A 24,101-nucleotide genomic window follows, 5' to 3' on the forward strand; every position below is an offset into this window, starting at 1 on the left:
GTCTGCCTATGTCCCTGCGCGCGTACCTTCGCACAGCCCTGCTCGGGCTGTGCCTGTCCCTTTCCTTTGCCGCCACCGCGGCAGAAGCCCCGACCACCGCCAGCATCCAGAATAGCCTCGACAAGATCGCCGAGCGCAAACTGCCCGAGGCTGACCAGAAGGCACTGCAGCAAGTGCTCGAGCAAACGCTGAGCCTGCTTGCCAGCAAGGAAGACAACGAAAAGAAGCTCGCCGCGCTCAAGCAGCAGTTGACCAGTGCGCCCAAGGAAACCAGTGACAGCCAGAAGGAGCTCGCCAGGCTCAAGCAAAGCAAGGCGCTGCCCGTCGCTCAACGGTACGCCGCACTCACCGTGCCGCAGCTCGAGCAAATGCTCAGCGAACGCAACACCCAGCAGGGCGAGCTGCAGAAGGCGCTGTCCGAAGCCAACAGCCTGATCATCAATTCGCAAACCCGCCCGGAACGCGCCCAGGCCGAAATCAGCAACAGCCAGGCCCGCGCCCAGCAGATCAACACCATCCTTAAAACCGGCAAGGACGGCGGCAAATCGATCAACGCCGACCAGCGCAACCAGCTCAACGCCGAACTTGCCTCGCTCAACGCGCTGACCCTGTTGCGCCGCCAGGAACTGGCCGGCAACACCCTGCTGCAAGATCTCGGCAATGCTCGTCATGATTTGCTGATCGAGCGCGCCGCGCGCCTGGAGCAGGAAATCCAGGACCTGCAGACCCTGATCAACGAAAAGCGCCTGGCCCAGTCCCAGGAAGCGGTTACCCAACAGTCGATCGAGGCCCAGAAGGCCGGTGGCAGCAGCCTGCTGGCGACCGAAAGCGCGATCAACCTCAAGCTCTCCGACTACCTGCTGAAAAGCACCGACCGCCTCAACGAGCTGACCCAGCAGAACCTGCGCACCAAGCAGCAGCTGGACAGCCTGACCCAGGCCGACCAGGCGCTGGACGAGCAGATCAACGTGCTCAAGGGCAGCTTGCTGCTGTCAAAGATCCTCTACAAGCAGAAGCAGACCCTGCCGCACCTGAAAGTCGACCGCGACCTGGCCGACCAGATCGCCGACACCCGGCTGTACCAGTTCGAGGTCAACCAGCAACGCGAGCAGATGAGCAACCCGGTCACCTACGTCGACAAGCTGCTGGCCGCCCAACCGCAGGAAGACGTGACTCCCCAGCTGCGCAAGGCGTTGCTGGAAGTGGCGATCACCCGCAGTGACCTGCTGGAGCGGCTGAACCGCGAACTGTCGGCGCTGCTCAACGAATCGATCACCCTGCAGCTCAACCAGAAGCAGCTGCTGGGCACCGCGCAGAACCTGCGCACCACCCTGGACGAGCAGATGTTCTGGATCCCCAGCAACAAGCCGCTGGACTGGGACTGGCTGAGCTATGTACCCGAGCGCCTGGCCGACCAGGTCGCCAACCTGCCGTGGGGCTCGGGCCTGAAAGAGCTGGCCGACGGCCTGAGCCAGCGTCCGCTGCTGTTCTTGCCACTGTTGCTGGTCATCGGCGCGCTGTTGTGGCGGCGCAAGTACCTGTACCAACGGCTAGGCAAGGTGCACCAGGACATCGGCCACTTCCGCCGTGACAGCCAATGGCACACGCCCCAGGCGATCCTTATCAACATCCTCCTGGCGATGCCGGTCAGCCTTGGCCTGGCGCTGTGCAGCTACGCCTTGCAGATCGACGCCCGCGGGCAAAACGCCAACCTGGGCGCCGCACTCTGGCAGCTGGCCCAGGCCTGGCTGGTGTTCTACACCGCCTACCGCATCCTCGCCCCCGGTGGCGTGGCAGAAATCCACTTCCGCTGGCACAAACCGCAGGTCGAGTTCCTGCGTGGCTGGGTGCGGCGCCTGGGCACCGTGGTGCTGGCACTGGTCGGTGTGGTGGCGGTGGCCGAACACCAGCCTTCGGCGTTGGCCGACGACGTGCTGGGTATCGGCGTGGTGCTGACCTGCTACGCACTGATGGCCTGGCTGCTCAGCCGCCTGCTGCTCAGCAGCCCCGCGCACCGCAATACCTCTCTGTTCCGCAAGGCCGTGGGCGTCGCGTTCACCGCGCTGCCCATCGCCCTGTTCGTCGCTGTGTGCTTCGGCTACTACTACACCGCGCTTAAACTCACCGACCGGCTGATCTACACCCTGTACCTGCTAATGTTCTGGCTGGTGATCGAAGCGGCATTCGTGCGCGGCCTGTCAGTGGCGGCACGGCGCCTGGCTTACCAACGCGCGCTCAGCAAACGGGCTGCGGCCAAGGAAGGGCTGGATGGCGAAGTCATTACCGAAGAGCCGACGCTGGACATCGAGCAGGTCAACCAGCAATCGCTGCGCCTGATCCGCCTGGCCCTGCTCGGCGGCTTCATCGCCGGCCTGTACTGGGTGTGGGCAGACCTGATCTCAGTGTTCGCCTACCTCAACAACTTCGTCCTGTACGAATACACCAGCGGCACCGGCACGGCCGCCAGTATGGTGCCGATCAGCCTCGGCGACCTGCTGGGTGCGCTGGTGATCGTCGGCATCACCTTCGCCCTGGCGGGCAACTTGCCAGGCCTGCTCGAGGTGCTGGTGCTTTCACGCCTGAACCTGGCCCAAGGCAGTGCCTATGCCACCACCACCTTGCTGTCGTACACCATTGTCGGCATCGGTATCGTCAGCACCCTGTCGACCCTGGGGGTGAGCTGGGACAAGCTGCAATGGCTGGTGGCCGCGTTGTCGGTGGGCTTGGGCTTCGGCATGCAGGAAATTTTCGCCAACTTCATTTCCGGCATCATGATTCTGTTCGAGCGCCCGGTACGGATCGGCGACACCATCACCATCGGCAACCTGTCGGGCACGGTGAGCAAGATACGCATCCGCGCCACCACCATCACCGATTTCGACCGCAAGGACATCATCGTCCCTAACAAGACCTTCATCACCGGCCAGCTGATCAACTGGTCGCTGACCGACACGGTCACCCGGGTGACGCTGAAGCTGGGCATCGACTACGGCTCCGACCTGGACCTGGTACGCGACCTGCTGCTCAAGGGCGCACACGAAAACCCGCGCGTGCTCAAGGACCCGGAGCCGATCGTGTACTTCCTCAACTTCGGTGAAAGCTCGCTCGACCATGAGTTGCGCATGCACGTGCGCGACCTGGGCGACCGCAACCCGACGCTGGACGAGATCAACCGCTACATCAACCGCGAGTTCAAGGCCCACAACATCAAGATCTCGGTACGCCAGGTGGAGGTGTTCCTGATGGACCAGAAGGGCGGCAAGCAGCAGTTGATTCCGCTGGAGCAACCTAAACCGGATGGCACTGCACCGGCCTGAGTGGGCTCGAATGCTTTATTCTGTGCTGAATCTCAGGAGCAGCCCGTGAAAGCCCTCGACCAACTCACCTTCGACAACCGCTTCGCCCGCCTGGGCGATGCGTTCTCCACCCAGGTGCTGCCCGAGCCCATTGCAGACCCGCGCCTGGTGGTAGCCAGCGAGTCGGCCATGACCTTGCTCGAGCTCGACCCCGCGCAAGCCGACCTGCCAGTGTTCGCCGAGCTGTTCAGCGGCCATAAGTTGTGGGAAGAAGCCGACCCACGGGCGATGGTCTATTCCGGGCACCAGTTCGGCTCGTACAACCCACGCCTGGGCGATGGCCGCGGCCTGCTGCTGGCCGAAGTCCTCAACGACAAAGGCGAGCACTGGGACCTGCACCTCAAGGGCGCCGGCCAGACCCCGTATTCACGCATGGGCGACGGCCGCGCCGTGCTGCGCTCGTCGATCCGCGAATTCCTTGCTTCCGAAGCCCTGCACGCCCTCGGCATCCCCAGCAGCCGGGCGCTGTGCGTGATCGGCTCCAGCACCGTGGTGTGGCGCGAAACCCGTGAAAGCGCCGCCATGCTCACCCGCCTGGCGCAGAGCCATGTACGTTTCGGCCATTTCGAGTATTTCTACTACACCAAGCAGCCCGAACAGCAGCGTGTGCTGATCGACCATGTGCTGGAGCAGCACTACCCCGAATGCCGTGACGCCGAACAACCTTACCTGGCCATGTTCCGTACCATCGTCGAGCGCAACGCCGAACTGATCGCCCGCTGGCAGGCCTATGGCTTCTGCCACGGGGTGATGAACACCGACAACATGTCGATCCTGGGCATCACCTTCGACTTCGGCCCGTACGCCTTCCTCGACGACTTCGACGCCAACTTCATCTGCAACCACTCCGACGACCGTGGCCGCTACAGCTACGCCAACCAGGTGCCCATCGCCCACTGGAACCTCAGCGCGCTGGCTCAGGCCCTGACCACTGTCATCGAGGTTGAGCCACTGAAGGAAGCATTGGGGCTGTTCCTGCCGCTGTACCAGGCGCATTACCTGGACCTGATGCGCCGGCGCCTGGGCCTGACCACTGCCGAAGACGACGATATGGCACTGGTCGAGCGCCTGCTGCAGTGCATGCAGCGTGGTGGCGTGGACTACAGCCTGTTCTTCCGCAAGCTGGGTGAACAGCCTGCGGCACAGGCGCTGAAGGTGGTGCGCGACGACTTTATCGACCTGGCCGGCTTCGATGCCTGGGGTGCAGACTACCTGGCCCGCTGTGAACGCGAACCCGGCAATACCGAAGGCCGCCGTGAACGGATGCATGCGGTGAACCCGCTGTATGTGCTGCGCAACTACCTGGCGCAAAAGGCCATCGAAGCGGCTGAGGCGGGGGATTACAGTGAAGTACGGCAATTGCACCAGGTACTGACCCGCCCCTTCGAGGAACAGCCCGGGATGCAGGCCTACGCCCAGCGGCCGCCGGAATGGGGCAAGCACCTGGAAATCAGCTGCTCTTCCTGATTGATGATTGCTCTACCGGCCCTGTCGCCGGCAAGCCAGCTCCCACAGGTAACGTGCCAGACCTGAGGCAAGCGGTCCCCCTGTGGGAGCTGGCTTGCCGGCGATAGGGCCCGAACAAACAACACAAGGAATTGATATGTCCGACCCACTGGTAATCCCCTGTCCCCACTGCAACGGCCTCAACCGCCTGCCCGCCGAGCGCCTGGGCGACGCGCCGAAATGCGGCCGCTGCAAACAGGAGGTGCTGTTGAGCACCCCCTTCGAGCTCACCGAAGCCAGCTACGCCAGCCAGATCAAAGGCGACCTGCCGCTGCTGGTCGACATCTGGGCCGACTGGTGCGGCCCCTGCAAATCCTTCGCTCCCACCTTCGAACAAGCCGCCCGCCAACTGGCCGGCCGCTGCCGCCTGGCCAAGCTCGACAGCGAAGCCAACCGCAACCTGGCCGGGCAACTGGGCATCCGCTCGATCCCCAGCCTGCTGCTGTTCAAGAACGGCCGCGAAGTCAGCCGCCAGGCCGGAGCATTTCCACTCCAGTCGTTGCTGGAGTGGGTGCGTAGCCAAGGGGTTTAGGTGTGTTTTCTGGTGCATGCCGTTAGCAGGATGGCGCCTGTGAGATCGAGCGCCGCCCGCGCGGCGCTTCGCGGGACAAGCCCGCTCCCACATTTGTTTCTGGCCAATTACTCCTGTGCCATAGGCGCGCGCACCCTTGGTATATGGCGAAAGATGGGTGAAGGGTAGCTGCGTAACCTTTGATATCGAATGGAACAAACAAGCCGGACAGCGGTCAACTCACAGGAGGGACTGGCCCAAAACGAATGTGGGAGCGGGCTTGTCCCGCGAAGCGCCGCGCGGGCGGCGCTCGATGTCACAGGCGCCGAAAATGCTGCGCCAGGCACCTGGCAGCCTTGATACCTACCAGACGTCTAACCTCTCTCCTCCAGCAGATCATGCAACTCGACAAACTGCTGGGTCAGCTTGTGCTTGGGCTCCAGGTGAATCAGCGGCAGGCTGGCGTGGTGCGATTCGCGCATCTTCACCGAGCTGCCCAGGTACACCGGTAGCACCGGCAGGCCTTCTTCCAGCAGCTCGTCGAGCATCTGCTGCGGCAGGCTGGCACGGGACTGGAACTGGTTGACCACGATGCCTTCGACCATCAAGTCTTCGTTGTGGTCTTCCTTGAGGTCTTCGATCTCCGCCAGCAGGCCATACAGGGCCTGGCGCGAAAAGCTGTCACAGTCGAAGGGAATCAGCACGCGATCTGCGGCGATCAACGCAGAAACGGCATAGAAGTTCAGCGCTGGCGGGGTATCGATGTAGATACGCTCGTAGTCCTCGTCCAGCTCGTCGAGCAACTTTCGCAGCTTGTTGATCTTGTGCTTGGCCTCAAGCTTGGGCTGCAGGTCGGCCAACTCGGCAGTGGCAGTGACCACGTGCAGGTTGTCGAACGGGGTTTCGTAGATATCGACTTTGTTCTTCTTGCTGAACGGCCCGCTGGACAGGCTTTGCTTGAAGAAGTCGGCAATACCCATCGGGATATCCTCGCCGGTCAGGCCGGTGAGGTACTGGGTCGAGTTCGCCTGGGCATCCAGGTCGATCAAAAGGGTCCGGTAGCCTTCATTGGCACTGACCGCCGCCAGGTTGCAGGCGATGCTCGACTTGCCCACCCCACCTTTCTGATTGAACACCACGCGACGCATGATTGACCTCCGTGTTTCAACGAATGCCCGAGTATGTGGCGGTACTGCGGCAATGGCCAGCGCCATTTGGCCAACATTAGCCCTGGCCGACCACCTGCCCGGTCAACAGCTCGGCAAACGCCTTGGCCATTACCGAATTGCCCCGCTCGCGCTGCACCAGCCACACCGCCGACATCGCCCCTTCATCCAGCAGCGTGCGGTACACCACCCCTTCGATGCGCATACGCTGGAACGACGCTGGCAACACCGATACCCCCAACCCCGCCGAGACCAGGCCGATGATGGTCATTGCCTCCCCAGCCTCCTGGGCAAAGTGCGGGCTGAAGCCCGCCTGCCGCGCCAGGCTGAGCAACTGTGCATGCAGGCCGCTGCCATAACTGCGCGGGAAGAACACAAACGGCTCATGGGCCAGCGCCGCCATGTGCACCCCTTGTTCCGTGCCTTCAGCCAGCGGATGCGATGCGTTGATCACCGCCACCAGCGGCTCGCGGAACAATTCGGTGGCCAGCAAGCCTTCCGGCAAAGGCATCGGCCGCATCAGCCCTACTTCGATGGACTCGTCGAACACTGCTTCGGCGATATCACGGCTGCTCATTTCTTTTAAGTTCAGGTGCACAGCCGGGAAGCGCTGGCGAAAAGCATGGATGGCCTTGGGGATCTTCGAGGTGAATGGCGCAGACGAGGTAAAGCCAATCTTCATTTCGCCCAATTCACCCAACTGCGCCCGCCGCGCCACATCTGCGGCCTTCTCCACTTGCGCCAGCACCTGCCGCGCTTCCTCAAGGAACAGTCGCCCCGCCTCGCTCAGCTCGACCCGACGGTTGGTACGCTCGAACAGCCGCGCTCCCAGTTCCTGCTCCAGGGCCTGGATCTGCTGGCTCAGGGGCGGCTGGGAAATGCCCAGTTGCTGGGCGGCGCGGCCAAAGTGCAGCTCTTCAGCCACAGCAATGAAGTAGCGCAGGTGACGCAGTTCCATGACCAGCTCCTAATGAGTCGAAAAACGTCTTAAATAGGTCGAACAATATATTGGATCTAATCATTAGCCAGCTATATGCTTTTTTCATTGCGCCAGAGGTACCCGCCCGTGAAAACTGCTGTAGCTCCCCTTCCTGCCGAACCAGAGCCTGCCTCCCTGAACGAAATGTGGATTGAAAAAGGCACCCCCGCCTTCATGAAGACCGTGCTGGCACTGTTCAGCGGCGGCTTCGCCACCTTTGCCCTGCTGTACTGCGTGCAGCCGATGATGCCGCTATTGTCGAAAGAATTTGCCATCAACGCGGCGCAGAGCAGCCTGGTGCTGTCGGTTTCCACCGCCATGCTGGCGTTCGGCCTGCTGATCACCGGCCCCATCTCTGACCGCATCGGGCGCAAGCCGGTGATGGTCTTTGCCCTGGTTTGCGCCGCCCTCTCCACCCTGGCCAGCGCGGTAATGCCAAGCTGGGAACTGGTACTGGCCACCCGCGCCCTGGTTGGCCTGTCCCTGAGCGGTTTGGCCGCTGTGGCCATGACCTACCTGAGCGAAGAGATCCACCCACAGCACATCGGCCTGGCCATGGGCCTGTACATCGGCGGCAACGCGATTGGCGGCATGAGCGGGCGGCTGATTACCGGCGTGCTGATCGACTTCGTCAGCTGGCACACGGCCATGCTGACCATCGGTGGCCTGGCCCTGGTCGCCGCACTGGTGTTCTGGAAGGTGCTGCCCGAATCGCGCAACTTCCGCCCGCAGATGATGAGCCCGCGCAGCCTGCTGGACGGTTTTGTCATGCACTTCAAAGATGCCGGGCTGCCTTGGCTGTTCCTGGAAGCCTTCCTGCTGATGGGGGCTTTCGTCACCCTGTTCAACTACATCGGCTACCGCTTGCTGGCCGAGCCCTACCACATGAACCAGGCGCTGGTCGGTTTGCTGTCGGTAGTGTACCTGTCCGGGATCTACAGCTCGGCGCAAGTCGGTGCCCTGGCAGACAAGCTAGGCCGGCGCAAAGTGTTCTGGGCCAGTATCGTGGTGATGGCCGGTGGCTTGCTGATGACCCTGGCCAGCCCGCTGGCGATGGTGATCGTGGGCATGCTGGTGTTCACTTTCGGCTTTTTTGGCGCACACTCGGTGGCCAGCAGCTGGATTGGCCGCCGGGCGCTCAAAGCCAAGGGGCAGGCATCGTCGCTGTACCTGTTCAGCTATTACGCAGGGTCCAGCGTGGCCGGTACGGCGGGCGGGGTATTCTGGCACCAGTGGGGCTGGAACGGCATCGGGCTGTTCATTGGCAGCTTGCTGGCGGTTGCGTTGCTGGTGGCGTTGCACCTGAGCAAGTTACCGCCCAAATCGGTGTGAAACATTCGCGGGCACGCCCGCTCCCACAGGGTTCAGTGCAATCCCTGTGGGAGCGGGCGTGCCCGCGAAGAGGCCATCAGGTCAGTTGATGATCTCTACGATATCCACATCCACTTCCCGGCTCATCAGGTGCTTCTCCACCTCACCGGTCAGCTTCACCTTGGTCTTGTCGTTGAACGGCGTCGGCGGCAGGTCTTCATCGTCGATTTCAACAGTGATGGTGCCGGTGTTGTCCTTGAACTCGTACTTGTCGTCGTTGTTGATCTTCTTGGTCACATACCCCTGCAGCACCACGGGCGTGTCATCGGCAGCGTCGTTGGCAGCTGCCACGGTGGTGACCGACTGGGCGCCGGGGCCGGTATAGCTGGCGGCCAGTGCAGCAGTGCTGAACAGCGGGGCAAAGATAAGGGCGAGATAACGTGCTTTCATGAGGATCGGGTCCTGTTTAGGTTTCGATGGGACCAGATTAGCGACGTTCGCTGAATCCAAACTTAATGCAACAAAAAGCCCGGCACAGGGCCGGGCTTTGCTTTCAGCGCTCAGATCACTGATGGTACTGCGCCGAAAGCTCGTGCACGGCATTGATGAACACGCCCGCATGCTCCGGGTCGACTTCCGGGGTAATGCCATGGCCAAGGTTGAACACGTGGCCGGTGCCGTGACCATAGCTGGCCAGAATGCGCGCCACTTCCTGGCGGATGGCCTCAGGCTTGGCGTACAGCACGGTCGGGTCCATGTTGCCTTGCAGCGCCACCTTGTCACCCACACGGCGGCGGGCATCGCCGATGTCGCAGGTCCAGTCCAGGCCCAGTGCGTCGGCGCCGGCTTCGGCAATGCTTTCCAGCCACAAGCCACCGTTCTTGGTGAACAGGATCACCGGCACCTTGCGCCCTTCGTGCTCGCGGATCAGCCCGCTGACGATCTTGCGCATGTAGGCCAGGGAGAACTCCTGGTAGGCCGCCGCCGACAGGTTACCGCCCCACGTGTCGAAGATCTGCACAGCCTGGGCACCGGCCAGGATCTGGCCGTTCAGGTAGCTGGTGACCGACTGGGCCAGTTTGTCCAGCAGCAGGTGCAGGGCTTGCGGGTTGTCGTAGGCCATGGCCTTGGTCTTGCGGAAGTCCTTCGACGAGCCGCCTTCGACCATGTAGGTGGCCAAGGTCCACGGGCTGCCGGAGAAGCCGATCAAGGGCACACGGCCATTGAGCTCACGACGAATGGTGCTGACCGCGTCCATGACATAGCCCAGGTCTTTCTGCGGATCGGGGATCGGCAGCGCTTCGATGTCGGCCGGGGTGCTGATGACCTTCTTGAAACGCGGGCCTTCGCCGGTTTCGAAGTACAGGCCCAGGCCCATGGCGTCAGGGATGGTGAGGATGTCCGAGAACAGGATCGCCGCGTCCAGCGGGTAGCGGTCCAGCGGCTGCAGGGTAACTTCGCAGGCAAACTGCGGGTTCATGCACAGGCTCATGAAGTCGCCGGCCTTGGCGCGGCTGGCGCGGTACTCCGGCAGGTAGCGGCCGGCCTGGCGCATCATCCACACCGGGGTGACGTCTACGGGTTGCTTGAGCAGCGCACGCAGGAAACGATCGTTCTTCAGGGCAGTCATGTCGGCATCCGGAAAAATAGTGCGGGCATTTTCTCAGACGCCAGCGCAAAAGGCACGGCCATGGCCATGCGTTTTGTCTATTGGATGCTATAGATCAAGCGTTTTTGTATACAAAAGCTTCGCGGGCATGCCCGCACCCACAGGTTCTGCGCTTAACCCTGTGAGAGCGGGCATGCCCGCGAATAGGTCGAAAATCAGACTTCGAGGTAGTCCAGGATACCTTCCGCAGCCGTACGCCCTTCGAAGATCGCCGTCACCACCAGGTCCGAACCACGCACCATGTCGCCACCGGCGAACACTTTCGGGTTGCTGGTCTGGTGCTTGAACTTGCCTTTCTCCGGGGCTACTACACGGCCTTGGCTGTCCAGCTGGATACCATGCTGCTCGAACCACGGCGCCGGGCTTGGGCGGAAGCCGAAGGCGATCACCACGGCATCGGCTGGCAGGATCTCCTCGGAGCCCGGGATCGGCTCAGGGCTGCGGCGGCCACGGGCATCCGGCTCGCCGAGACGGGTCTCGACCACCTTCACGCCTTCGACCTTGTCCTCGCCGACAATGGCGATAGGCTGGCGGTTGTAAAGGAACTTCACGCCTTCTTCCTTGGCGTTCTTCACCTCTTTGCGCGAACCCGGCATGTTGGCTTCGTCACGGCGATAGGCGCAGGTCACCGCTTTGGCGCCCTGGCGGATCGAGGTGCGGTTGCAGTCCATCGCGGTGTCACCACCGCCCAGTACCACCACCTTCTTGCCTTGCATGTCGACGAAGTCTTCCGGGGACTTCTCGAAGCCCAGGTTGCGGTTGACGTTGGCGATCAGGAAATCCAGTGCGTCATGCACGCCCGGCAGGTCTTCGCCCGGGAAGCCGCCCTTCATGTAGGTGTAGGTACCCATGCCCATGAACACTGCGTCGTACTCGGCGAGCAGCTGTTCCATGGTCACGTCCTTGCCCACCTCGGTATTCAGGCGAAACTCGATGCCCATGCCGGTGAACACTTCGCGGCGGTTGCTGAGCACGGTCTTTTCCAGCTTGAACTCTGGAATGCCGAAGGTCAGCAAGCCACCGATTTCCGGGTTCTTGTCGAACACAACCGGGGTTACGCCAGCGCGCACCAGCACGTCGGCGCAGCCCAGGCCAGCAGGGCCGGCACCGATGATGGCGACGCGCTTGCCGGTTGGTTTGACCTTTGACATGTCCGGGCGCCAGCCCATGGCAAAGGCGGTGTCGGTGATGTACTTCTCCACCGAACCGATGGTCACCGCGCCGAAGCCGTCGTTCAGGGTGCAGGCACCTTCACACAAACGGTCTTGCGGGCACACACGGCCGCACACTTCCGGCAGGGTGTTGGTCTGGTGCGACAGCTCAGCCGCCGCCAGGATGTTGCCTTCGGACACCAGCTTCAACCAGTTAGGGATGAAGTTGTGCACCGGGCACTTCCATTCGCAATACGGGTTACCGCAGCCCAGGCAGCGGTGCGCCTGGTCTACTGACTGCTGCGGCTTGAACGGTTCGTAGATTTCCACGAACTCCTTCTTGCGCTGGCGCAGCAGCTTTTTCTTAGGGTCCTTGCGGCCCACTTCGATGAACTGGAAGTCGTTGTTCAGACGTTCAGCCATTTTTCAAAACCTCTTTACAGCAGCTGCAAGCTACACGCTGCAAGCCGCAAGACGATCACTTAAGCCGGGCAAACCTCGTACTGCCTTCAGGTGCAGCTTGAGGCTTGCCACTTGCAGCTGTTTTTACTGCGGGTTGGCACGTGTGCTGGACAACAGTTGCTTCAGGTTGGCTGCCTTCGGCTTCACCAGCCAGAAGCGCCGCACGTAGTCGTCCAGGTTCTCCGAGAGCTCACGCCCCCACTCGCTGCCGGTTTCTTCCACATACTCGCCAAGTACCCGCGCCAGGTGGCTGCGGTAGGCTTCCATCGCTTCACCACTGATACGCTGGATTTCCACCAGCTCGTGGTTCAGCTTGTCGACGAAGCTATTGTCCATGTCGAGCACGTAGGCGAAGCCGCCAGTCATGCCAGAACCGAAGTTGTAACCGGTCTTGCCCAGGACGCAGACAAAGCCGCCGGTCATGTACTCACAGCAGTGATCGCCAGTACCCTCGACAACAGCGTGGGCGCCGGAGTTACGCACAGCGAAGCGCTCGCCCGCAGTGCCCGCGGCAAACAGCTTGCCGCCAGTGGCACCGTACAGGCAGGTGTTGCCGACGATGGCGCTGTGCTGGGTTTCGAACGGGCTGCCGGCTGGCGGCACGATGGTGACCTTGCCACCGGTCATGCCCTTGCCGACGTAGTCGTTTGCATCACCCTGCAGGTGCAGGTTCAAGCCACCGGCGTTCCACACGCCAAAGCTCTGGCCCGCAGTACCCTTGAAGCGGAAGGTGATCGGGTTGGCAGCCATGCCCTGGTTGCCGTACAGCTTGGCGATTTCGCCAGAGATGCGGGCACCGATGGAGCGGTCGCAGTTGCAGATGTCGAGGTTGAACTCGCCACCGGCCTGGTCGCGGATCGCCGGCAGGGCCATGTCCACCATCTTCTCGGCCAGCTCGCCTTTGTCGAACGGCGGGTTCTTGTCGACTTCGCAGAACTGCGGCTTGTCTGCCGGAATGTGCGAGCTGCCCAGCAGCGGCGACAGATCCAGGTACTGCTGGCGCTCGGTATCGCCTGGCAGCATTTCGAGCAGGTCGGTACGGCCGATCAGCTCGCCCAGGCTGCGCACGCCCAGCTTGGCCAGCCACTCACGGGTTTCTTCAGCGACGAAGGTGAAGAAGTTGATCACCATGTCGACGGTGCCGATGTAGTGGTCCTTGCGCAGCTTGTCGTTCTGCGTGGCTACGCCGGTGGCGCAGTTGTTCAGGTGGCAGATGCGCAGGTACTTGCAGCCCAGGGCGATCATTGGCGCGGTACCGAAGCCGAAGCTTTCGGCGCCAAGGATGGCCGCCTTGATCACGTCCAGGCCGGTTTTCAGGCCGCCGTCGGTCTGTACCCGCACCTTGCCGCGCAGGTCGTTGCCACGCAGGGTCTGGTGGGTTTCGGCCAGGCCCAGTTCCCACGGGGCGCCGGCGTACTTGATCGAGGTCAGCGGCGAAGCACCGGTACCACCGTCATAACCGGAGATGGTGATCAGGTCGGCATAGGCCTTGGCCACGCCAGCGGCGATGGTGCCCACGCCGGCTTCTGCCACCAGCTTCACGGACACCAGGGCCTGCGGGTTGACCTGCTTGAGGTCGTAGATCAGCTGGGCCAGGTCTTCGATCGAGTAGATGTCATGGTGCGGCGGCGGCGAGATGAGGGTCACGCCCGGTACCGCATAACGCAGCTTGGCGATCAGGCCGTTGACCTTGCCGCCCGGCAGCTGGCCGCCCTCACCAGGCTTGGCGCCCTGGGCAACCTTGATCTGCAGCACCTCGGCATTGACCAGGTATTCAGGGGTCACACCAAAGCGGCCGGTGGCCACCTGCTTGATCTTCGAACTCTTGATGGTGCCGTAGCGCGACGGGTCTTCACCGCCTTCACCAGAGTTGGAACGCGCGCCCAGGCGGTTCATGGCCTCGGCCAGCGCCTCGTGGGCTTCCGGCGACAGTGCGCCCAGCGAGATACCGGCCGAGTCGAACCGCTTGAGAATGGCCTCCAGCGGTTCGATCTGCTCCAGCGCCAGTGGCTGGTCGGCCACCTTCACTTTCAGCAGGTCGCGGATCATCGATACCGGACGCTGGTCGACCAGCGTGGTGTATTCCTTGAACTTGGCATAGTCGCCCTGCTGCACGGCGGCTTGCAGGGTGTTGACCACGTCCGGGTTGTAGGCGTGGTATTCACCACCGTGGACGAACTTCAGCAGGCCACCTTGCTGGATCGGCTTGCGCGCGCTCCAGGCTTCGGCCGCCAGCAGCTTCTGGTCGCTTTCAAGGTCTACGAAGCGCGCCCCCTTGATGCGGCTGGACACGCCCTTGAAGCTCAGGCCGACCACTTCTTCGGCCAGGCCGATGGCTTCGAACAGCTGCGCACCGCGGTATGAGGCGATGGTGGAGATACCCATCTTCGACAGGATCTTCAGCAGGCCCTTGGAGATGCCCTTGCGGTAGTACTTGAACACTTCGTCCAGGTCGCCCAGCACTTCGCCGGTACGAATCAGGTCAGCCAGTACTTCATACGCCAGGTACGGGTAGACGGCCGAGGCACCGAAGCCCAGCAGCACGGCAAAGTGGTGCGGGTCGCGGGCGGTAGCGGTTTCCACCAGGATGTTGCTGTCGCAACGCAGGCCCTGTTCGGTCAGGCGGTGGTGTACCGCGCCAACGGCCAGCGAAGCGTGCACCGGCAGCTTGCCCGGGGCGATGTAGCGATCGCTCAGCACCAGCTGGGTCTTGCCAGCGCGCACGGCTTCTTCAGCCTGGTCGGCGATGTTGCGAATGGCCGCTTCCAGACCGACGCCCTGTTCATAGTTGAGGTCGATCAGCTGACGGTCGAAACCTTCGCGCTCCAGGTTCATCAGCGAACGCCACTTGGCGGGCGAAATGACCGGGGAGCTGAGGATGACCCGCGAAGCGTGCTCCGGGGACTCCTGGAAGATGTTGCGCTCGGCGCCCAGGCAGATCTCCAGCGACATCACGATGGCTTCGCGCAGCGGGTCGATCGGCGGGTTGGTCACCTGGGCGAACTGCTGGCGGAAGAAGTCGTAAGGCGAACGCACACGCTGCGACAGCACGGCCATCGGCGTGTCGTCACCCATCGAACCAACGGCTTCCTGGCCCTGCTCACCCAATGGGCGCAGTACCTGGTCACGCTCTTCGAAGGTGACCTGGAACATCTTCATGTATTGCTTGAGCTGGTCAGCGTCGTAGCTGGCCGCGCCCTGGTCGTCGGTCAGCGTCGCCTGGATACGGGTGGCGTGCTGACGCAGCCAGCGCTTGTACGGGTGGCGCGACTTCAGGCGGTTGTCGATGGCGTCCGTGTCGAGGATCTGGCCGGTTTCGGTGTCCACCGCCAGGATCTGGCCCGGGCCGACACGGCCCTTGGCCAACACTTCCTCAGGCTGGTAACCCCACACGCCAATTTCCGAGGCGATGGTGATGTAGCCGTTGGTGGTGGTCACCCAGCGCGCCGGGCGCAGGCCGTTGCGGTCCAGCAGGCACACCGCGTGGCGGCCTTCGGTCATGACGATACCGGCCGGGCCATCCCACGGCTCCATGTGCATGGAGTTGTATTCGTAGAAGGCACGCAGGTCGGCGTCCATGGTCTCGACGTTCTGCCAGGCTGGCGGTACCAGCATGCGCACGCCGCGGAACAGGTCGATGCCACCGGTCACCATCAGTTCCAGCATGTTGTCCATGCTCGACGAGTCGGAACCGACACGGTTGACCAGCGGACCGAGCTCTTCGAGGTCGGGGATCTGGTCATTGGCGAACTTGGTGCGACGGGCCATGGCCCAGTTGCGGTTGCCGGTGATGGTGTTGATCTCGCCGTTGTGGGCGAGGAAGCGGAACGGCTGCGCCAGCGGCCATTTCGGCAGGGTGTTGGTGGAGAAGCGCTGGTGGAACACGCAGATCGCGGTTTGCAGGCGCTCGTCACCCAGGTCTGGATAAAACGCCGCGAGATCGCGCGGCATCATCAGGCCTTTGTAGATGATGGTCTTGTGCGAGAAGCTGCAGATGTAGTGGTCGCTGTCGTGGGCGTTAGCCACCGACGAACGGCGACGGGCACTGAACAGCTTGATGGCGAATTCCTGGTCACTCAGGCCTTCGCCACCGATGAACACCTGTTCGATCTGCGGCAGGCGCTCCAGGGCCAGGCGGCCGAGTACGCTGGTGTCGATCGGTACCTTGCGCCAGCCGACCAGTTTCAGGCCAGCGGCGAGGATCTCGCGGTCCATGTTGGCGCGGGCCGCTTCGGCTTTGACCGGGTCCTGGTTGAAGAACACCATGCCGACGGCGTACTGCTTGGGCAGCTCGACGGCGAAGTGTTCCTGGGCCACGGCTCGCAGGAATTGATCGGGCTTCTGCATGAGCAGACCGCAACCGTCACCGGTCTTGCCGTCGGCGTTGATACCGCCACGGTGGGTCATGCAGGTCAGCGCCTGCATGGCGGTTTGCAGAAGGTGGTGGCTCGGTTCGCCCGTCATATGGGCGATCAGGCCAAAACCACAGTTGTCCTTGAATTCTTCGGGATGGTACAGACCTGTTTTCATAGACACATTCTCACCAGGTTCACCTCTCAACGGAGGTAAATCTCTTTTTTAACAACCACTTACCATCCACGCCGATCAAACGCCAGCTTTTTTGCGGTGGCCATGGAAAACCATTGTTGCACAGCGACAGCGACGCCCACAAATTTTCATGTCTCACCATTGAAAATTTATGTCGCAATTTTGAATGTTTTTGCGCCATGCGCCGTGATAACGGCTTGGCGTGAGTCTGAAGCGTTTCAGCCATGACTGCAACTAGGGGCTTGTGGCCGGCAGTCTGGGACAGAAAAGCCTGCCGCGTTGAAACGCAGCAGGCTATTCGAAAGTCAGTAATCGCTCAGCAACTGGGCGGCGGGGTGATGCCGCCCGGAAGGTATCAGCGGGCCGTGGCCAGCTCTTGTTGGACGCTGCCGACGGTACGTGGCCAAGGTTTACCAGCCTGGACCTTCTCTGGCAAGTTCTTGATTGCCGCAACCGCTGCATCACGGTTGGCGAAGCTGCCGTAGGTGACTACGTACAGCGGCTTGCCCTGCAGGTTTTTCTTGAAGTAGCGATAGTCGCCACCCTGGCTCTTGACGAACGCCTGGGCCGAGGCCTCGGAGCTGGTGCCCAGGATCTGCACCACGTAATTGCCCGGCTTCTGCCCGGCGTACCAGCCGCTGTTGCCGCTGCCAGTGGCGGCAGGTTTCTCGGCAGGCTTGGCGGCCGGCTTGGCCACGGCGACCTGGGTAGGCGCAGGCGTAGGCTTGGCAGGTGCAACCGGCTTCGCAGGCTGGGTTGCGACAGGCTTGGGCGCAGGCGCAACCGGCTGTACCGGCGCAGTAGCCACAGGCTGTGCGGGCACAGGTGCCGGGCCAGCCGGCACGCCTTGCGGCGGCGCAATGGTGGTCACGGTTGGCGGCGGGTTGCCAGGCTGCAGGGCAGTGTCACCCGCCGGGCTGCCTTCTTCACCCTCCCCCATGCCCGCGGCCTGGGCCAGCGGCTCGCGCATTACAGGCTGGGACTGGCCAACCAGCGGCAGCGGCATCGGCTGGGAAGACCCGGAAAACTCGATATTGGCACCCTGCTTGCCGTCGCCAAGCGGCAACTGGGCCTGGGCGGCCGGCGCCTCAGCGGGTGGCTTGTCGCCTTTCTTGGGCATCAACACAGCGGCCGCGACAGCGACCACGACCACAGCGGACAGCGCGAGCACATGTTTTTTAGGCATCTTGAACCCCATTGATGGTCGCTTGACCGTCGAACGGCTGGCGATCATGGCTTCGATCAAAGTGTCACGGGCGACCTGGTTGATGTTGCCAGGCCAGCCGTCGGAGTGTTCATGGATATCGACGATCTGTTCACGGCTGAACACCTCGATGCCCCGGCCAGCCCCTTCCAGGCGCTGCTCCAGGTACTCGCGGGTTTCTTCTTCACTGTAGGGGGCAAGCTCGATGATGTGGAAGCGTTCTTCCTCGACATTGAGCTCGTCCAGCCCGGCAATCAGTGAAGGCTCACCGAACAGGAACACGTGCGGGCGCCCTTCCGGTACCCCCGCCGCCAACTCCAGCAACGCTTGGAGTGCCGACTCGTCGAGTTGTTCCGCATCGTCCACCAGCAAATACACTTCCTGCCCGGTCAGTGCCAGTTGCACCACCTTGGACAGGATCGCCTGCACTTCGGGCTGGGCCACACCCAGGTCTTGAGCGACCTGGGCAAGCATGCTGGAAGCATCGCTGGCACTGCGGGCAGACACCACCACACTCTGCACAGCCTGCTTGTTGGTGCTGGCCACCAGGGCCTGGCGCAGCAGCGACTTGCCGCTGCCCAGCGGGCCGCTGACCACCAGCATCAACTGGCTGTAGCGCGCCAGGTGGTGCAGCTGGCCAAGCACGGGCTTGCGCTGCGCCGGGAAGAACTTGAAGCCGGGCACACGGGGCGCGAACGGATCGTGGCTCAACTGGTAATGGTCGAGAAAGGCCTCATCGGCATGCAAACTGGTCATTGCGCTGTCACAACCTCAAAGCTGGGCCACGATCGCGCGGTAATCCGCCGACAGCGTGGCCTGAAGAATCTCTTTCGGATAGTCGTCGGTCACAACGGCCTCGCCCATCTGGCGCAACAGCACCAGACGCAAGCGTCCGTCGATCACTTTCTTGTCGACCGCCATGTGCTCCATGAAATGCGCCGGGGTCATTTCCTGTGGTGGCACCACCGGCAAACCTGCGTCCTGCAACAGGCGGATCCCGCGATCACGCTCGGCCTGGTCGATCCAGCCAAGGCGCATGGACATTTCCAGGGCCATCACCGTGCCCGCCGCCACGGCTTCGCCGTGCAGCCAGACGCCGTAGCCCATATGGGTCTCGATGGCATGCCCGAAGGTATGCCCCAGGTTCAGCGTGGCCCGCACGCCGGACTCACGCTCATCGGCACCCACCACTGCGGCCTTGGCCGCGCACGAGCGGCGGATGGCCTCGGTCAGGGCTGCCGAGTCGAGGGCGCGCAGGGCTTGCATATTATCTTCGAGCCAGGCGAGAAACGGCTTGTCGCAGATCAGACCGTACTTGATCACTTCCGCCAGGCCGGCCGACAGTTCACGCGCTGGCAGGGTTTTAAGGCTGGTTGTATCGATCAGCACCGCATTGGGCTGATAGAAGGCACCGACCATGTTCTTGCCCAACGGGTGGTTGATACCGGTCTTGCCGCCCACCGAAGAGTCAACCTGGGAAAGCAGGGTGGTCGGCACCTGGATGAAGTCGACACCGCGCTGGTAGCAGGCGGCAGCGAAGCCGGCCATGTCACCGATCACGCCGCCGCCCAGGGCAACCACGGTTGTGCGACGATCATGGCGAGCTGTCAGCAGGCCATCGAAGATCAGTTGCAGGGTTTCCCAGTTCTTGTGGGCTTCGCCATCGGGCAATATCACCGGCAGCACCGAGTAGGCGCCGAGGGTGTTGCTCAGGCGTTCGAGATACAGGGGTGCGACGGTCTCGTTGGAAACGATGGCGACTTGCCGGCCGGCAATGTGCGGCGCCAGCAGCTCGGGCTGGCCCAGCAGGCCTTCGCCAATGTAGATCGGGTAGCTGCGCTCGCCCAGGTCGACCTTAAGTGTCTGCATGTATCCCCACAATGTACTTGGGCGCGGCGCCGTTCGGGCAACCACGCGCTAACGTTGAACCTCGCCTCGGCGCTGGTGGCCGAGAATAGACCCGGGCTAACGGGGCGGCAACTGCTGCAAGCGCTCGAGAATATCGATCACCACCATGCGGGGCGGCCGCTCGTCGGTTTCCACCACCACGTCGGCGATCTCGCGGTAGAGCGGGTCGCGGGCTTCCAGCAGGGCGCGCAGGGTGGCCTCGGGGTTGGCGGTGCGCAGGAGCGGGCGATTGCGATCACGCGCGGTACGGCCAACCTGCTGCTCCACCGAAGCATGCAGGTAGATAACCCGACCACCCCGGCGCAATGCCTGGCGGTTGGCTTCGCGCATCACCGCGCCACCGCCGGTCGCCAGAACCACGCCGTCGAGTGCGCACAGTTCGGCGATCATCGCCTGCTCGCGCTCACGGAAACCTGGCTCGCCTTCCTTGTCGAAAATCCACGGGATGTTGGCGCCGCATCGCAGTTCGATTTCCTTGTCGGAATCCTTGAACAGCAGGCGCAGCTCTTTGGCCAATAGGCGTCCAATGGTGCTTTTACCAGCGCCCATGGGTCCCACAAGTATCAAATTTCGCACAGAATCAACGACTCACAGCAATCGCCTGGTCACTCATGATACGCGGAGTCAGGAAGACCAGCAGCTCGGATTTTTTCTCTTGTAATACATCGCGTCGAAACAGCCGCCCAACATACGGCAGATCGCCAAAAAATGGCACCTTGTCGACCACATTGTTTTGCGAAGTCGAGTACACGCCACCGATCACGATCGTTTCGCCGTCAGCCACACGAACCTTGGCATTGACCTCGTTCTTGCGGATCGGCGGTACGTTGTTCACGGCATTGACGTAATCAGGCTCGTCCTTGGTCACCCTGACAGCCATGATTACCTTGTTGTCAGGTGTAATCTGCGGGGTCACCTCCAGCGAAAGCGAGGCTTCGCGGAAGGCGACCGAGGTGGCGCCACTCTGGCTGGTTTCCTGGTAGGGCACCTCGGTGCCCTTGAGGATCCTGGCCGTTTCCTTGTCGGCCGTGACCACCTTGGGCTGCGAGATGATCTCGCCGTTGCCGCTTTTTTCCATGGCGCTGAGTTCCAGGTCGAGCAACACGTCGCCACGCAGCAGGCCCAGGCCGACGCTGCTGCCCGCCCGCTCCACGCCGAGGTCGACGAACAGTTCCTTGCCCGGGCGCAGGCTTTCCCCGTACAGCGGCCCGCCCCAGCGCACCCCCAGGCTTTTCTCGTAGTCGACGTTGGCCTCGACGATACGCGCCTCGATCGCCACCTGGCGCACCGGCACGTCCAGCTGCGTAACCAGTTGCCGCAATTCGGCCAGGCGATCGGCCGGCTGATGCGCCACCAGGGTATTGGTGCGCTCATCGACACCCAGGCTGCCACGAACGGTGAAGGTGCTGTCATCCGCCAGGCTGGTCAGCAACAACTCAACCAGCTCCGCCGCCTTGGCATGATGGATCGGTATCAGTTCACGGCGTAACGGCTGCATCTGCGCATCCGGCACCGGATGGGCATCGAACGGCTGCGGGGCAAACGCTGCCGCAGGGGCCACCAGCAACACATTGCCTTCGTGCCGCTGTGCCAGGCCCTTGCTGCGCAGCACCAGGTCAAGCGCCTGATCCCAGGGCACGTCCTGCAAACGCAAGGTCACGTTGCCCTGCACGTCATCGCTGGCAACCAGATTGATGCCCGCGTAATCGGCCAGCACCTGCAGCACCGAGCGAACCTCTACATCCTGGAAATTCAAAGAAAGTGGCTCACCCTGATACGGCGTCGCCCACACCAGCGGGATCGGCAGCAGGGCCGCCAACACCCATTTCATCACGTTCTTCATTCTGGTTCGGGGCCTCCTTGCCCGGGCGCTTTGCCAGGGTGATGAACGCCGTACGCTCATGCCACACCCCCGCCATGAATAACCGTTCTCGCACTTCGACCTGACCTTGATCGACCCGCGCCACCACTCCGTGGTTACGCCCCAAGCGCTCACCCGCCCGCACGCGGTAGAGCCTGCCAGCCGCCATCAGCAGCGCCTCATGGGCCGCCCCTCGCGACAGGCTGCCGACCATTTCCAGCTGTGCCAGTGGCACGCTGCCCAGCCCGGAACCGGCCACTCGTATCGCCCCACGGGCGAAGGGATCGACCCCAGGCACTGGCGTGGCGGCCTTGGCCGGCATAAGCGCAAGCACCTCAGGTGTCGGTACGGGCGCGGAGGCCTGAAACGCATCTACCTGCAGTTGCAGACGCAAAAGCCCGGGCTGCCCCGCGACGGCGGCCAGTTTCATGTCACCGCTGCGCAGCAGGCGTGCCTGGCCCAGCCAGTCACCCAGCCACTGGCGCAAATCCATGTACCGGCCCACCACCTGCACCTGCAACGGCACTTTCCAATAGCCTGCCTGTTGCTCGACTTCCTGCACGTCGAACCGCTCAACCAGCAAGCCATGTGCATGCCCCGAAGCCGCCAGGCGGTCAACCAGCTCACTCATGCCTTCCCCGGCGGCCAAGTGCCAGTGAGCCTCCAGCAACCGCCGTTCGGCAAAAGCCAGAGACGCCCGCAATCGCTGCAGCTCCTCCAGCTTTGCCGCACTGGCTGCTTGCTGCTCGTTCAATGTGGCCTGCCGGGCCGCTTCCTGTGCCTGCTGCTGCAACCCTGCCGGCAGGCGAAGCGCGCAACCCAGGCCGAACACCATCCCGGCCACCAGCACTGGCGCGATGAGCCTGATGCTTCTGGAACGTTCGGCAACCGCCCACCAGGCAAAGACCTGCGCTGCTTTCACGACCAGAACGCCGCAACACGCGTAGCCAGCAGAAACTCATCGCCAGCCGGCATGCTCCTGACACGCTTGAGCGTCAGATCGAGCAGCACACCCGATCGCTCCAGATCGCGCATGAACTGCGCAACCAAGGCGCCAGAGGCAGCCAGCCCAGTCACCTGCAGATGGCCGTTTTCAAAGCTGAGGTCGAGTAGCTGGACCCCGACCGGCAGCGCCCCTTCGATCTCAGCGAACACATTACCCAGCACCCCCTGCTGGGCGCGCAAGCTTTCGAGTGCAGCTGCACGGGCATTGAGTGCATCATGCTGCGCACGCACATCTGCCAGCGGCTGCAGTTGCTCGGCCAGCACCTCAAGGGCGGCCTGGTGCTGGGCATTGACCAGCGCCTGCTGCTGACCGCGCTGTCGGGCCAACTGGTCGACCAGGGTCACGGCACACAGCGCTAGCAGTGCGCCGGCAACCAGCTGGGTGCGAAAGCGCCTGAGCGCCGCCTCGCGCTGCCGCTCCCGCCAAGGCAGCAGGTTAAGCCGTATCATGGGTGCAACCCTCCAAGTGCCAGGGCGCACGCCAGGACCATCGTGCCGTCAACGTGCTCCAACCCTTTCAGGCCAGGCAAGTGCCTGCACGGCGTATTCAGCTGGCGGCCAAGGTTTTGCAACACGCCAGGCTCCACCGATGAGCCACTGGTAATCCACAGGCCCGCCGGCAACTGCGCATCGGCAAGCAGCGCGTGCAGGTGCTCCGGCAACTGCGCCATGCCCTTCAGCCCCTGCATGTTTAGTTCACGACGCTGGTAAGGCCGGCCAGGCTGCCAGTCATAAAGCACTGCGCTGTGCGCTTCGACCCGCAGCAGCGCCGAACCTTCAAGGCAGCCCACGGGCAACATGCGGCACAAGGCAATGTTGTCGACCTCGATGGCCTCCAGTTGCAACCCGGCCGCCTCGACGATGGCATCCAGTGACGCCAAGGCACTTTGCCGACACGCGGCCACCATCAGTTCGGCGCACCCCGGTTGCGTTCCGGATGCCCCCAAGACCTGAAAGTCCAAGGCCAGGTCCTCCAATGGAAATGGAAACAGCCGCTCGGCATCGGCCAGCAATTGCGTCTCCAGTTCAGCCCCGACCTGCTCCATCGGCACATGGCACCGCTTGCAGATCACCTGGCTGGCCGGTAACGCCAACGCTATCCGGTGCTGCCTGAGGCCGCTACGCAGGTAGGCACGGCGCAAGGCAGCCACCACGGCATCGGGCTCTGCGACCCAATCCTTGCCAGCTGCGGATTCAAATGGTTCTTGTGCCGATGCAAGTACCCTGTAGCGCCGACTGCGCCGCTGCAGTTGCACAACACGAACAGCGTCAGGGGCGATTTCCACCCCCACGATTGAACTGGCATCCTTGCCGAAGCGTCCTAGCATCGCGGCTTCCTTGCTGCGTGGTGCAGCGGTCTGTCGCAACCCCGCGTCAACACCAGGCCCGGCCTGCCCATCGAGGCGACGGACAGCCTGGCCGGTAACCCGGAGGGGCGAAAAAATGCTTATAATGCCCAGCGTT

18 protein-coding genes are annotated in these 24,101 nt (G+C 62.8%); 4 read left to right on the forward strand and 14 right to left on the reverse strand.

Annotated elements, in window-relative coordinates:
- The first annotated feature begins 8 nt into the window (after nt 1-8).
- From mscK to trxC, 3 genes are all read left to right on the forward strand, one after another.
- Nucleotides 9-3,317: a mechanosensitive channel MscK gene (gene mscK, locus OZ911_RS26970; protein WP_023046999.1), complete on the forward strand. Its 3,309-nt coding sequence runs from the start codon at nt 9-11 to the stop codon at nt 3,315-3,317.
- 45 nt (nt 3,318-3,362) lie between these two features.
- A complete protein-coding gene (selO, locus tag OZ911_RS26975; protein WP_023046998.1) occupies nt 3,363-4,823 on the forward strand; it encodes a protein adenylyltransferase SelO in 1,461 nt (486 codons plus the stop codon).
- A gap of 136 nt (nt 4,824-4,959) precedes the next feature.
- On the forward strand, nt 4,960-5,394 hold the full coding sequence (gene trxC, locus OZ911_RS26980) for a thioredoxin TrxC (RefSeq protein WP_016489611.1): 435 nt from the start codon (nt 4,960-4,962) through the stop codon (nt 5,392-5,394).
- Nucleotides 5,395-5,747: 353 nt separating this feature from the next.
- On the opposite strand, the gene OZ911_RS26985 is transcribed toward trxC, so the two are convergent.
- Both OZ911_RS26985 and OZ911_RS26990 read right to left on the reverse strand, forming a co-directional pair.
- Entirely contained in the window at nt 5,748-6,521 is a 774-nt protein-coding gene (locus OZ911_RS26985) for a ParA family protein (RefSeq protein ID WP_016489613.1), read from the reverse strand.
- A 76-nt stretch (nt 6,522-6,597) separates the two neighbouring features.
- Nucleotides 6,598-7,497, reverse strand: coding sequence for a LysR family transcriptional regulator (locus tag OZ911_RS26990; RefSeq protein ID WP_016489614.1), 900 nt, complete (start codon nt 7,495-7,497; stop codon nt 6,598-6,600).
- A gap of 165 nt (nt 7,498-7,662) precedes the next feature.
- Here OZ911_RS26990 and OZ911_RS26995 point away from each other — a divergent pair, with 165 nt between their 5' ends.
- Entirely contained in the window at nt 7,663-8,850 is a 1,188-nt protein-coding gene (locus OZ911_RS26995) for an MFS transporter (RefSeq protein WP_224372599.1), read from the forward strand.
- 81 nt (nt 8,851-8,931) lie between these two features.
- On the opposite strand, the gene OZ911_RS27000 is transcribed toward OZ911_RS26995, so the two are convergent.
- The 12 genes from OZ911_RS27000 to pilM all read right to left on the reverse strand — a co-directional run bounded on the left by OZ911_RS27000 (nt 8,932) and on the right by pilM (nt 23,965).
- Nucleotides 8,932-9,279: a YgiW/YdeI family stress tolerance OB fold protein gene (locus OZ911_RS27000; protein WP_016489616.1), complete on the reverse strand. Its 348-nt coding sequence runs from the start codon at nt 9,277-9,279 to the stop codon at nt 8,932-8,934.
- A gap of 115 nt (nt 9,280-9,394) precedes the next feature.
- Nucleotides 9,395-10,459 carry a uroporphyrinogen decarboxylase gene (gene hemE / locus OZ911_RS27005; protein ID WP_016489617.1) on the reverse strand — a complete coding sequence of 355 codons (1,065 nt, stop codon included), beginning with the start codon at nt 10,457-10,459 and terminating at the stop codon, nt 9,395-9,397.
- A 194-nt stretch (nt 10,460-10,653) separates the two neighbouring features.
- Nucleotides 10,654-12,072 (reverse strand): glutamate synthase small subunit GltD family protein, encoded by a 1,419-nt coding sequence (locus OZ911_RS27010; RefSeq protein WP_016489618.1) that lies wholly within the window; start codon nt 12,070-12,072, stop codon nt 10,654-10,656.
- A 123-nt stretch (nt 12,073-12,195) separates the two neighbouring features.
- Nucleotides 12,196-16,641, reverse strand: a complete 4,446-nt coding sequence (gene gltB / locus OZ911_RS27015; protein ID WP_016489619.1) for a glutamate synthase large subunit — start codon at nt 16,639-16,641, stop codon at nt 12,196-12,198.
- A 19-nt stretch (nt 16,642-16,660) separates the two neighbouring features.
- On the reverse strand, nt 16,661-16,885 hold the full coding sequence (locus OZ911_RS27020; protein ID WP_132844974.1) for a hypothetical protein: 225 nt from the start codon (nt 16,883-16,885) through the stop codon (nt 16,661-16,663).
- Nucleotides 16,886-17,014: 129 nt separating this feature from the next.
- On the reverse strand, nt 17,015-18,619 hold the full coding sequence (locus OZ911_RS27025) for an SPOR domain-containing protein (protein ID WP_060516914.1): 1,605 nt from the start codon (nt 18,617-18,619) through the stop codon (nt 17,015-17,017).
- Nucleotides 18,620-18,634: 15 nt separating this feature from the next.
- A complete protein-coding gene (gene aroB, locus OZ911_RS27030) occupies nt 18,635-19,732 on the reverse strand; it encodes a 3-dehydroquinate synthase (RefSeq protein WP_070086873.1) in 1,098 nt (365 codons plus the stop codon).
- Nucleotides 19,733-19,828: 96 nt separating this feature from the next.
- Nucleotides 19,829-20,347 carry a shikimate kinase AroK gene (gene aroK, locus OZ911_RS27035; protein ID WP_024717571.1) on the reverse strand — a complete coding sequence of 173 codons (519 nt, stop codon included), beginning with the start codon at nt 20,345-20,347 and terminating at the stop codon, nt 19,829-19,831.
- Between the two features lie 4 nt (nt 20,348-20,351).
- On the reverse strand, nt 20,352-21,614 hold the full coding sequence (locus OZ911_RS27040) for a type IV pilus secretin PilQ (protein ID WP_016489623.1): 1,263 nt from the start codon (nt 21,612-21,614) through the stop codon (nt 20,352-20,354).
- On the reverse strand, nt 21,538-22,554 hold the full coding sequence (locus OZ911_RS27045) for a pilus assembly protein PilP (protein WP_070086874.1): 1,017 nt from the start codon (nt 22,552-22,554) through the stop codon (nt 21,538-21,540). The genes OZ911_RS27040 and OZ911_RS27045 overlap by 77 nt, the downstream gene beginning before the upstream one ends.
- On the reverse strand, nt 22,551-23,087 hold the full coding sequence (locus OZ911_RS27050) for a PilN domain-containing protein (RefSeq protein ID WP_016489625.1): 537 nt from the start codon (nt 23,085-23,087) through the stop codon (nt 22,551-22,553). The genes OZ911_RS27045 and OZ911_RS27050 overlap by 4 nt, the downstream gene beginning before the upstream one ends.
- The gene (gene pilM / locus OZ911_RS27055; protein WP_023048611.1) at nt 23,084-23,965 is read right to left on the reverse strand and encodes a type IV pilus biogenesis protein PilM; all 882 of its coding nucleotides are present in this window, start codon (nt 23,963-23,965) and stop codon (nt 23,084-23,086) included. Before pilM ends, OZ911_RS27050 begins: the two co-directional genes overlap by 4 nt.
- Nucleotides 23,966-24,101: the final 136 nt, after the last annotated feature.

Origin of the sequence: Pseudomonas fortuita, assembly GCF_026898135.2 — a bacterium.
GTDB classification, from domain to species: Bacteria; Pseudomonadota; Gammaproteobacteria; order Pseudomonadales; family Pseudomonadaceae; genus Aquipseudomonas; species Aquipseudomonas fortuita.

Excerpts from the sequence above, each read along its gene's own strand:
- mscK (WP_023046999.1), top strand. The coding sequence starts at position 9 with ATGTCCCTGCGCGCGTACCTTCGCACAGCCCTGCTCGGGCTGTGCCTG.
- trxC (WP_016489611.1), top strand. The coding sequence starts at position 4,960 with ATGTCCGACCCACTGGTAATCCCCTGTCCCCACTGCAACGGCCTCAAC.
- OZ911_RS26985 (WP_016489613.1), bottom strand. The coding sequence starts at position 6,521 with ATGCGTCGCGTGGTGTTCAATCAGAAAGGTGGGGTGGGCAAGTCGAGC.
- OZ911_RS26990 (WP_016489614.1), bottom strand. The coding sequence starts at position 7,497 with ATGGAACTGCGTCACCTGCGCTACTTCATTGCTGTGGCTGAAGAGCTG.
- OZ911_RS26995 (WP_224372599.1), top strand. The coding sequence starts at position 7,663 with ATGTGGATTGAAAAAGGCACCCCCGCCTTCATGAAGACCGTGCTGGCA.
- OZ911_RS27000 (WP_016489616.1), bottom strand. The coding sequence starts at position 9,279 with ATGAAAGCACGTTATCTCGCCCTTATCTTTGCCCCGCTGTTCAGCACT.
- hemE (WP_016489617.1), bottom strand. The coding sequence starts at position 10,459 with ATGACTGCCCTGAAGAACGATCGTTTCCTGCGTGCGCTGCTCAAGCAA.
- OZ911_RS27010 (WP_016489618.1), bottom strand. The coding sequence starts at position 12,072 with ATGGCTGAACGTCTGAACAACGACTTCCAGTTCATCGAAGTGGGCCGC.
- gltB (WP_016489619.1), bottom strand. The coding sequence starts at position 16,641 with ATGAAAACAGGTCTGTACCATCCCGAAGAATTCAAGGACAACTGTGGT.
- OZ911_RS27020 (WP_132844974.1), bottom strand. The coding sequence starts at position 16,885 with ATGGCTGAAACGCTTCAGACTCACGCCAAGCCGTTATCACGGCGCATG.
- OZ911_RS27025 (WP_060516914.1), bottom strand. The coding sequence starts at position 18,619 with ATGACCAGTTTGCATGCCGATGAGGCCTTTCTCGACCATTACCAGTTG.
- aroB (WP_070086873.1), bottom strand. The coding sequence starts at position 19,732 with ATGCAGACACTTAAGGTCGACCTGGGCGAGCGCAGCTACCCGATCTAC.
- OZ911_RS27040 (WP_016489623.1), bottom strand. The coding sequence starts at position 21,614 with ATGAAGAACGTGATGAAATGGGTGTTGGCGGCCCTGCTGCCGATCCCG.
- OZ911_RS27050 (WP_016489625.1), bottom strand. The coding sequence starts at position 23,087 with ATGATACGGCTTAACCTGCTGCCTTGGCGGGAGCGGCAGCGCGAGGCG.
- pilM (WP_023048611.1), bottom strand. The coding sequence starts at position 23,965 with ATGCTAGGACGCTTCGGCAAGGATGCCAGTTCAATCGTGGGGGTGGAA.